Genomic DNA, 7494 nt, shown 5'->3' on the forward strand with positions numbered 1-7494 from the left:
CGATGATAGTGCTGCAACCAGTGTGAAAGTAGGTCATCGTCAGGCTCTTACCCGAAAACGCCCCGCCTCATCAGAGTGCGGGGCGTTTTGCTTTGCACGGACGCTTTGTGCGGACGGCCTCGCTTCGATGATGGTCTTGCCCCCGTACTACCGGACCGGCGGTATTAGTTATTTAGCGCCTGTCTTTCCCTGAACCGCCGTGGTGACAGGTATTTTAGGGCGCTGTGCGGGTGCCTGGTATTGTAGTGTTCAAACCAAGCTCCGAGTTGCTGCATAACCGTTGTGGCATTCGGGCGCTCTGTCAGGCTGGCGTAATCGCGCTTGATGGTCTTCACCAAGCTTTCCGCCATGCCGTTGCTCTGTGGGTGAAGTAGCCCCCTGAAAGACCGGACCAGCGATATTCCTTACACTAACGACTGGGAATACAGCTATGGATATGCCTATGCCTTCAGGAAGAATGCAGCAAGTGGAAGTGATAACCGGGGTCCAGCGGCGCAGACGCTGGACCCCGGAACAGAAGCTGGAGTGGGTCAGGAGGACGATGGAGCCTGGCATGTCGGTGTCGCTGGTGGCCAGGGAGGCCGGCATCACGGCAAGCCAGTTGTTCCAGTGGCGTAAAGTCTATACCGAAGGCTCGTTGGTGGCCGTGGGTGCCAACGAGCCGGTGGTGCCGGCGTCAGAACTGCAGGAGGCGATGAAGCGCATCAAGCAGCTCGAAGCCGCCTTGGGCCGCAAGACACTGGAGAATGAGATCCTCAAGGAAGCAGTGGATTTCGCCAAGGCAAAAAAGTGGATTGCGCGCTCGCCCTTGCCAGGCGGGGAAGAGCCATGAGGCTGGTGTGCTCAATCCTTGGCGTAGCGCGCAGCCATGTCCTAGAACTGGCCAATCGTCCAAAAGGCTGGAAAGACCGCCGCCAGGCAACACACTGTCGTGATGATCGCCTGCTCTTGCAGGACATCCGCCGGGTGCTGCACGAACTGGGGACGTATGGCTATCGACGGGTGTGGGGCGTACTGCGGCATCAGCAGGCCTGGCCAGTGAATCACAAAACGCTCTATCGGGTCATGCGTGACCATGGATTGCTGCTGTATCGCCATGGGCAGCGGCCAGTATCAGCACGTAAGCATGACGGCAAGATTGCGGTTGCCGCCAGCAACACCCGCTGGTGCTCGGATGGCTTTGAAGTCGCGTGCGACAACGGCGAGCGGGTGCGCGTTGCCTTTGCGCTGGACTGCTGCGACCGAGAAGTCATGAGCTGGGTTGCGACGCGAAGGGCATCGATGCTGGATTGGTAGGCGACCTAATGATGCAAGCGGTCGAGTCGCGCTTCGGAGCCAACCAGACGGCACCGGCCGAGATTGAATGGCTGACGAATAATGGCAGCTGCTATACCGCTGCCGAAACCCGTTCGTTTGCCCGCAATCTCGGGCTCAAGCCGGTGACGACACCTGTTTCCAGCCCACAGAGCAACGGCATGGCGGAAAGCTTGGTGAAGACCATCAAGCGCGATTACGCCAGCCTGGCAGAGCGCCCGAATGCCACAACGGTTATGCAGCAACTCGGAGCTTGGTTTGAACACTACAATACCAGGCACCCACACAGCGCCCTGAAGTACCTGTCACCACGGCGGTTCAGGGAAAGACAGGCGCTAAATAACTGATACCGACGGTCCGGTAATACAGGGGCGAAACCAAAAACTCGACAACCAGGAGCCTCATAAATGTCACGGCAAAAACCAACATTAGAAGCTAACTGCGAATTGTCGGCCACCCGCAAGCTCAGGCGCTCCGCGGGCATATCAGATGCCTTATTAACAGCGCAAGCCGCCGCAACTACGGTTGTCGAATCAGCCTGTCATGAAGGAGGATACGCCCGCAGCGCCGCCAGTGGAGCCGCATAGACCTCCTTGTTTGTACCAGCTAAACCCTGCACGAAGCGAGTCGCGCCTTCGGAACGCATACGACACAGGCATTCAATCAGATGGTACGGTTTCCTGTCTTCTTATCACCTCACGGCAAGCACCCTCCATCGTGGCGTCGTCGTAATTAGTCCAGCCATAGCTATCTACGAAACGCTGGTGCGGAGTCCAATGCGGGCTGAAAAAGCTCCAGCCAAGCTGCTCGCTTGGGTACCGAATGTCAGCCATGTCGAGGAGCGAATGAAAGACATTCTCTGTCGAAAGACGCGAATCCCGATGTTGGTGGAGCACTCTTATCTTTTTCGGAAAAACGCGCTCATAGGAGTTCGAAAACCAGACCAAGGCCGGAACATGAAACTCATATTGGGTGTTATGTCCATGAAAGGCGATCCTGCAATCGCCATCGTAGAGGCTCTGGCCATGATCAGCCACATACATCATCGACGCCACTTCATTTGTGCGCTTCAACGAGTCGATAACTTTTGAAAGGAACCAATCGGTATAGAGTACCGAATTGTCGTAGCTGTTGTTAAGCGCTTCCTTGAGCGCAAGATCGGTAAAAGCCGCGTTCACAGAGCCGAATAACGACGGCTGCCAGCGGTCAAACTCCTTCGGATAACGTTGACCATAGTTCCAATGACTGCCGAGGCTATGGAGCACGATGAGCTTCTTCTTTGCGGAATCGTCAATCGCCGCCTGCAGCGGTGCCAGCAACACGTCATCGTGGCTTGGACTGTCGGCGTAACCGCCGAGATTGAAGAAACGAGTGACGTCCGCTTCCCTGGCAAACACCGAGATGGGCGTATCGAACTCGCCAAATGACATTTGATTCGAAAGCCAGAACGTCTTGTAACCTGCCTCGCGGAAGGCGCTGACAAGTGATTTCTCCGAAAAGCCGGCGTTTAGGCTTTGCCTGGACGGCTTGCGGGACAGTATTACGGGGACTGAAAGACGCGTCGCGGAAACCGAAGTAATCAGATCGCTCAGAGACAACAGATTCTTTTCCTTGCTGAGCAAGGGCGTCGTATCACGCGCGTAGCCATTTAATCCCCAGCGGTCAAACCGAGACGATTCACCGATCACGAGCACAATCACTTGAGCGCTATCTCGTCTGCTACGCTGCTCGGCACCAAAAGAAAATCCTTCGTTCACGCCGCTTAGGCGTGCCAGGTATTGACGTTCCCGCCAGAACTCCCATGTCCGGAGCCCGAAGCCAAGCGGGGCGCTGTTGCCAATTGCAGTCATCCTCTCGCGGGCGCCGAGCTTCGCCACCCAAGACCGCCACATCGGAGTGCTTGCAGTGATCGGACGCTGATTCGATACTGAGCCAGACGTTATGAACGATCCAAGAAACACAAGAACCGCTCCGGCGCTAAACACAAGAAGCAGAAGTCGGCGAAATCTCCAGCCAAGCACAAGTCCGTTGCTACGCAGGACGCACATTCCAATAGCTAGCCACCACGCCAGAGCGCCAGCAAGCAACGCACCGGCGCCAAGTACACCGTCGCCCATAAATTCAAGCACCTCCGCAGGCGAGCTCTCAAGCGCAATCCCCAAATGATGAGACGTCAGCCCTTGACGAAAGTTTGCAAGAAGGAAACCTTCTGCAGGAAGCAAAACGAAGGCAGGAAGAAGCACCCAATGAAACCGCGCTGCACTCCCAAACACCGACCAGAGCAGCGCCCAGCCGATTACGCTATACGCTGCACTTTCCCATCCAAAGCCGGCGACACCCGCTGAATGGGCTATCAGAAGTTTCGCTCCACTAAGCACGAAGTAACTTGAGAAGACAAATGCTGCGGAAAAGGAAAATCGAAGGCGCATCAGAGAGATGGGCAAAACAAGCCAAGTCAAGCAGTTTATTCCTGCAAGAAAGAAAACGCGACAGTGGAAACTCGGCACCAAGCCGATCAAGACCGGAGCCGAAACAGCAACGGAAAAATGCTTAGGAAACAAGGCGATATAAACATTGACCTGGCGCTACCAACCGGTTTATACTCGCGAGTTCTCGAATTTAAGCTCCCCGGGCTTAAGCGTTCTTTGGTCAGGCAATGCTCCCACCTCCCGCTTTTCCCGCGGCTCTTGAAAAAGGCGCCAGTCGCGCGCCAGTACCTACCGGTCCAAACGGACCGATTTTTTATCAACGTTGCAATTTTGTTGGATTAAAGACCGATGCCAACCATCAATCAACTGATTCGCAATCCGCGCACGTCCGCGAGCGTGAAGAGCAAGTCTCCCGCGCTCGAGAACAGCCCGCAGAAGCGCGGTGTCTGCACCCGCGTGTACACCACGACCCCGAAGAAGCCGAACTCGGCGCTGCGTAAGGTCGCCAAAGTTCGTCTCACCAACGGTTTCGAAGTCATTTCGTACATCGGCGGTGAAGGCCACAACCTCCAGGAGCACAGCGTCGTGCTGATCCGCGGCGGTCGTGTGAAGGACTTGCCGGGTGTGCGTTACCACATGGTTCGCGGCGCGCTGGATACCCAGGGTGTCAAGGACCGTAAGCAGGCCCGTTCCAAGTACGGCGCAAAGCGTGCCAAGGCTGCGAAGAAGTAAATCATGTTTCCGCAAGGTGCTTCACTGAGCGGATGGTAAGTCGGCCAGGAAATGGGCCGAGTAAGTGGATGACCTGATGATCATCCCCGAGTGTCGAAGGAACAGTCCTGCACTCAACTGAAGAAGAAAGGATTTGAAATGCCACGTCGTCGTGAAGTCCCGAAACGGGAAATCCTGCCGGATCCGAAGTTCGGCAATGTTGATGTCGCCAAGTTCGTCAACGTATTGATGCTGTCCGGTAAAAAATCGGTCGCCGAGAACATCATCTACGGTGCGTTCGAGCACATCCAGTCCAAGTCGGGCAAGGATCCGCTGGAAGTTTTCACCGCTGCAATCAATAACTGCAAGCCGATGGTGGAAGTGAAGTCCCGCCGCGTCGGTGGTGCCAACTACCAAGTGCCAGTGGAAGTGCGTCCGGTCCGTCGCATGGCGCTGTCCATGCGCTGGCTCCGTGAAGCTGCCAACAAGCGCAGCGAGAAGTCCATGCCGCAGCGTCTGGGCGGCGAGCTGATGGAAGCCGCTGAAGGTCGTGGCGGCGCCATGAAGAAGCGCGATGAAGTGCATCGCATGGCAGAAGCCAACAAGGCCTTCTCCCACTTCCGTTTCTAACAGCCTCAAGGCAGTCCGGAGCGGTTGCCTTTCCGCTTTAGGCGGCCTGCTCCGAAACAGTAACTCGAAAAACCGGGCGCATCTCTTGATCAAAGTGGCGCTCGGTTTCGTTCATTAAAGAACTTAGGATTAGCTATGGCTCGCAAGACCCCTATCGAGCGCTACCGTAACATCGGTATTTCCGCTCACATCGACGCCGGTAAGACGACCACGACCGAGCGCATCCTGTACTACACCGGTGTCAACCACAAAATCGGTGAAGTGCACGACGGCGCAGCCACCATGGACTGGATGGAGCAGGAACAAGAGCGCGGCATCACCATCACCTCCGCGGCAACCACCTGCTTCTGGAAGGGCATGGCCAACAACTTCCCCGAGCACCGCATCAACATCATCGACACCCCGGGCCACGTGGACTTCACCATCGAGGTGGAGCGTTCCATGCGCGTGCTCGACGGCGCTTGCATGGTCTACTGCGCAGTGGGCGGCGTTCAGCCGCAGTCTGAAACCGTTTGGCGCCAAGCTAACAAGTATGGCGTTCCCCGTCTCGCGTTCGTCAACAAGATGGACCGCACCGGCGCGAACTTCTTCAAGGTGTACGAGCAGATGCGCGCCCGCCTGAAGGCCAACCCGATCCCGATGCAAGTGCCTATCGGCGCTGAAGAAAACTTCGAAGGCGTGGTCGACCTCGTCAAGATGAAGGCGATCTACTGGGACGATTCTTCCCAAGGCATGAAGTTCGACTACCGCGACATCCCCGCCGAACTGCAGGACGCCTGCAACGAGTGGCGCGAGAAGATGGTCGAGGCGGCTGCCGAAGCAAACGAGGAACTGATGAACAAGTACCTCGAGGAAGGCGACCTGACTGAAGAAGAGATCAAGAAGGCGATCCGTCAGCGCACCATCGCCGGCGAAATCGTGCCGATGATGTGCGGCACCGCGTTCAAGAACAAGGGCGTGCAAGCCATGCTCGACGCCGTGATCGAATACCTGCCGGCGCCGACCGACATTCCGCCGGTCAAGGGCCTGGACGAAGACGAGCAGCCGATCGAGCGCAAGGCCGACGACAACGAGAAGTTCTCGGCGCTGGCATTCAAGATCATGACCGACCCGTTCGTGGGCCAGCTGATCTTCTTCCGCGTCTATTCCGGCGTGGTGAACTCGGGCGATACCGTCTTCAACCCGGTCAAGAGCAAGAAGGAGCGTATCGGCCGTCTGCTGCAGATGCACGCCAACCAGCGTGAAGAGATCAAGGAAGTCCGCGCCGGCGACATCGCTGCTGCCGTGGGTCTGAAAGAAGCCACCACGGGTGACACCCTGTGCGATCCGGCCTCCGTCATCACCCTCGAGCGCATGGTGTTCCCGGAGCCGGTGATCTCCCAGGCCGTCGAGCCGAAGACCAAGGCCGACCAAGAAAAGATGGGCATCGCCCTGAACCGCCTGTCGCAGGAAGACCCGTCCTTCCGCGTCAAGACCGACGAAGAATCCGGCCAGACCATCATCTCCGGTATGGGCGAGCTGCACCTCGAGATTCTGGTTGACCGCATGAAGCGCGAGTTCGGCGTTGAAGCTACCGTCGGCAAGCCTCAGGTTGCCTACCGCGAAACCATTCGCAAGACTTGCGAAGAGATCGAAGGCAAATTCGTCAAGCAGTCGGGCGGCCGTGGCCAGTACGGTCACGTCGTGCTGAAGATCGAGCCGCAGGAGCCAGGCAAGGGCTTCGAGTTCGTCGACGCCATCAAGGGCGGTGTCGTTCCTCGCGAGTACATCCCGGCAGTCGAGAAGGGTATCGTCGATACCCTGCCGACCGGCGTGATGGCGGGCTACCCGGTGGTCGATGTCAAGGTTACGCTGTTCTTCGGTTCCTACCATGACGTGGACTCGAATGAAAACGCCTTCCGTATGGCGGCGTCCATGGCCTTCAAGGATGGTTGCCGCAAGGCCAACCCGGTTCTGCTCGAGCCGATGATGGCCGTCGAAGTGGAGACCCCGGAAGAGAAGATGGGTGACGTCATGGGCGACCTGTCTTCCCGCCGCGGCATGATCCAGGGCATGGATGACATCCCTGGCGGCGGCAAGGTCGTTCGCGCTGAAGTTCCGCTGTCGGAAATGTTCGGCTACTCGACCACCCTGCGCTCCCTGACCCAGGGCCGCGCAACGTACACCATGGAATTCAAGCACTATGCTGAAGCTCCGAAGAACGTTGCCGACGCTGTGATCACCGCCAAAGCGAAGTAATCAGCAATACCCTCCCGTGCGCCGGCCGGCACGCCGGCCGGCGCCGACAACACAAATCGTTCTTTTGAAGGAAATCTAAAATGGCAAAAGGCAAGTTTGAGCGGACCAAGCCGCACGTGAACGTCGGCACGATCGGTCACGTTGACCATGGCAAGACCACGCTGACCGCGGC

At 57.4% G+C, this 7494-nt stretch carries 5 protein-coding genes and 2 pseudogenes; 5 read left to right on the forward strand and 2 right to left on the reverse strand.

Annotated features, from left to right (window positions below):
* Positions 1–164 precede the first annotated feature (164 nt).
* Positions 165–365: pseudogene (locus tag CHB88_RS23865) on the reverse strand (integrase core domain-containing protein); the annotation flags it as partial.
* Positions 366–430: 65 nt separating this feature from the next.
* Between CHB88_RS23865 and CHB88_RS23870 the strand changes: the two are divergent.
* Positions 431–1661, forward strand: a pseudogene (locus CHB88_RS23870) (IS3 family transposase).
* Between the two features lie 312 nt (positions 1662–1973).
* Here CHB88_RS23870 and CHB88_RS23875 read toward each other — a convergent pair.
* A complete protein-coding gene (locus CHB88_RS23875) occupies positions 1974–3773 on the reverse strand; it encodes a phosphoethanolamine transferase (RefSeq protein ID WP_245845230.1) in 1800 nt (599 codons plus the stop codon).
* A 318-nt stretch (positions 3774–4091) separates the two neighbouring features.
* Between CHB88_RS23875 and rpsL the strand changes: the two genes are divergently transcribed.
* From rpsL to CHB88_RS23900, 4 genes are all read left to right on the forward strand, one after another.
* The gene (gene rpsL / locus CHB88_RS23885; RefSeq protein WP_089401867.1) at positions 4092–4475 is read left to right on the forward strand and encodes a 30S ribosomal protein S12; all 384 of its coding nucleotides are present in this window, start codon (positions 4092–4094) and stop codon (positions 4473–4475) included.
* Positions 4476–4613: 138 nt separating this feature from the next.
* Entirely contained in the window at positions 4614–5084 is a 471-nt protein-coding gene (rpsG, locus tag CHB88_RS23890) for a 30S ribosomal protein S7 (RefSeq protein WP_089401868.1), read from the forward strand.
* A 135-nt stretch (positions 5085–5219) separates the two neighbouring features.
* Positions 5220–7322 (forward strand): elongation factor G, encoded by a 2103-nt coding sequence (fusA, locus tag CHB88_RS23895; protein WP_089401869.1) that lies wholly within the window; start codon positions 5220–5222, stop codon positions 7320–7322.
* An 80-nt stretch (positions 7323–7402) separates the two neighbouring features.
* On the forward strand, positions 7403–7494 hold a 92-nt coding region (locus tag CHB88_RS23900), incomplete at its 3' end, for a GTP-binding protein (RefSeq protein ID WP_005434227.1).

The organism is Noviherbaspirillum humi (assembly GCF_900188095.1).
GTDB classification, from domain to species: domain Bacteria; phylum Pseudomonadota; class Gammaproteobacteria; order Burkholderiales; family Burkholderiaceae_D; genus Noviherbaspirillum; species Noviherbaspirillum humi.